The 2,649-nt window shown below is 39.5% G+C and carries 4 protein-coding genes; 2 read left to right on the top strand and 2 right to left on the bottom strand.

Annotation, left to right across the window (positions count from 1 at the left end; genetic code table 11):
• The coding region (locus tag VXK47_RS06800) for a transposase (RefSeq protein ID WP_435548017.1) at positions 1 to 833 on the top strand (833 nt) is incomplete at its 5' end.
• 394 nt (positions 834 to 1,227) lie between these two features.
• A complete protein-coding gene (locus VXK47_RS06795; RefSeq protein ID WP_435548016.1) occupies positions 1,228 to 1,482 on the top strand; it encodes a DUF2283 domain-containing protein in 255 nt (84 codons plus the stop codon).
• Positions 1,483 to 1,684: 202 nt separating this feature from the next.
• Here VXK47_RS06795 and VXK47_RS06790 read toward each other — a convergent pair whose 3' ends face one another.
• Together VXK47_RS06790 and VXK47_RS06785 are read right to left on the bottom strand one after the other, a co-directional pair.
• The gene (locus tag VXK47_RS06790; protein ID WP_435548015.1) at positions 1,685 to 2,077 is read right to left on the bottom strand and encodes a type II toxin-antitoxin system VapC family toxin; all 393 of its coding nucleotides are present in this window, start codon (positions 2,075 to 2,077) and stop codon (positions 1,685 to 1,687) included.
• The gene (locus VXK47_RS06785) at positions 2,074 to 2,301 is read right to left on the bottom strand and encodes a hypothetical protein (protein WP_435548014.1); all 228 of its coding nucleotides are present in this window, start codon (positions 2,299 to 2,301) and stop codon (positions 2,074 to 2,076) included. Before VXK47_RS06785 ends, VXK47_RS06790 begins: the two co-directional genes overlap by 4 nt.
• Between the last annotated feature and the right edge of the window lie 348 nt (positions 2,302 to 2,649).

Raw genomic sequence — 2,649 nt, 5'->3', positions numbered from 1 at the left:
TTGAGAAAGACAGGCTTGTCGATATTATCAAGCATTTGAGCAGAATCTATTTTGCCGATGTTCTTGGCTATTGCATCATGGGCAATCATTTTCATCTATTAATTCAGATGTATCCTGAAACGACTATAAGCGATGAAGAAGTAAAAAAGAGATATATGCTTTATTATGGAAACGACAAATGCTTTTCAGCAGATCACATTGACCGGTACAAAGAAAAATGGTCAAGCCTGTCTGAGTTTATGAGAGAGATAAAACAAACGTTTTCAAGAAGTTTTAATAAAAGCCGTAATCGCAAAGGAACACTCTGGTCGGATCGGTTTAAGAGCGTTATAGTGGAAAAAGGCAATACACTGATTCATTGTCTGGCATATATTGTTGATTTGAATCCTGTACGTGCCGGAATAGTTGAACGGCCTGATGATTACAGGTGGAATTCAATAGGCTACCATGTTCAAACCGGCAACAAGGATGATTTTCTATCCTGGGATTTCGGTTTAAAAGAATTCGGACATTCGGATAAAAAAAAGCTGCTGAGCCGGTATCGGCGATATGTATACGAAGCCGGGGCGATTGACCGTTCTGAACATAAAAACAAAAAGACTATCCCTGCTGATATCGTAAATAAAGAACGAAAACGCTCATATGAAATCAGCCGCGTGGACAGGTTTTTGCACCGCAGCCGTTATTTTACAGATTCGGGCATTATAGGCAGCAAAGCATTTGTGTCTGGCTTATACCGGCAATTTAAAAGCTACTTCCTATCGGTCAATGAAAAAACACCCAAAAGTATTGCCGGACTTAATGGTATTTATTCTCTCAAACGTTTAACGTAGAATTGATACTACTAAAAAAGTCTGCAATTTAAGCATCAAAGCCTTGACAAGAAAACAACGGATGTGGTTTACTGGTCAATATCCGAATGCTAAATATGTCAATGGAAGGTAACGTTGGGATTTCCAAACGAGTTCACTATTGTGTGGACAGAATATGTAAGATACAGGGCTGCCCTGCGAGGTTTTGACCTTCAAAAGGTGGAAAGCTTGATTCGATATTCTGGGGAAACGTATCTTGATACCACTACAAGACGTCTTATCGTAATTGGTAATCATGTTGAACAGTTGGTTATGGTAGCTTATGAAACAGAATGTTCTCAAATAATCCATGTCACTATCCATTCAATCACTCGGCAACAAATTAATTTCCGTCTCAAAACGGGGAGGTTTGTACATGAATAAACCAAAATTATCCTATTTTACAAATGAGGATATTTTGCATCTTGTTATTTCCGAGGAACTGGAAACAAACAGTGTAGAGTTAAGCCCAAATGTAACGGCTGAATTAAATGAAAACGGCGAATTGATCGGCATAGAAATATTGGAGGCAAGTTCTTTTATTAGAGACTCTATTTTGGAAGTAGCTCAAGCAAAAATGCTCAATTTGTTCAAACCTTATAGCAAAACACTTGAGGCTGATGGCCTGTAGCTCTGTCGAACATACGGACGGATATACGGTTCCTTTTTATCGTTATCGTTCGTTATTTATGGCATATTTTGGAAAAACCAATAAGGGACAGGCGAATAATGCTTGAGACGCCCATTGTATGCGGTTAAGGGTTACGCAGTGGGAAAACTAATTTATAAACGGAGGATTATAAGCCAAGAACCGCCAGAATGATTGTGCCGGGTTATAGCAACCTGTCAGCGAGTTCTTTATATCGGGGGAATTTTCCATCTGCTGACATCAGTTGCGCATCATCATAGCTCAGGGCGGAGGCAATGATTATCCTGTCCTGTGGATCGCTATGATGTTCAGGCAAATCCACAGCGATACTTGCAATAGCTGGTGTTATGGGTAAAAGATTAATACCGGATCCTTCCAGTGCCTTTTCAAACCAGCTCGTTCTGCTGCATGGCAGTTCAATCCGACCGTGTGCATCAAGCCATGCGACTTCAAAACAGCTTATGGCAGAAACAGCGACAATGTCAGTGCTTTGGATCAGATCGTTTCTGACCTGTCCAATGAGATCAATGTTTTCGTTGACCCACCACAACCAGATGTGCGTATCCAGAATAATCATTTGGGTAAATCCCAGTCTTTTTCAGAAGCAGTGTTAAAAATGTTACCTATTATACGGATTTTTCCGGCAATGTCCCGATGCGGAAAGCGACGCACAAAACTATTTTGCTTTGGCTTGTCAATGACCAGAAAAATGACTTCTACCTGTTTATTGGGAGGAAATTTCGGCAATCCTTTCAGGTTACCCTTGTGATCGGTATCAAGCAGCAAACGCTCTGTATTCATGATTTATTCCTCTTTTTCAATTTATTTATTCTCTAATCGTGAAATCAGGAGAGCGTGAGTGTGAAATGGATGGATTCTCCTGTTTTGGATATACATAGTATCTATATAAATCCATCCGATTCTATTGTCAACCAATCAGCAGATCACATTCAGGGTAACCGCATTAGATTTTCCAAATTCCAGCGAAGAAAGAATAAGAAAGAATAAGAATTATGCATGCCATGCCCATTGTATGCGATTAATGGTTACGCAGTGGGAAAACCAATTTTATATAAACGGAGACACTACAAATTAAGATAAGAATTAGAAGGGGGGATTAATATAATGCTGTTAACTTTTTTTGCTAAC

The sequence above is a fragment of the Desulfobacterium sp. N47 genome, assembly GCF_051233685.1.
Classification (GTDB): Bacteria; Desulfobacterota; Desulfobacteria; order Desulfobacterales; family RPRI01; genus RPRI01.
This window is presented reverse-complemented; position numbering and strand designations above follow the sequence as displayed.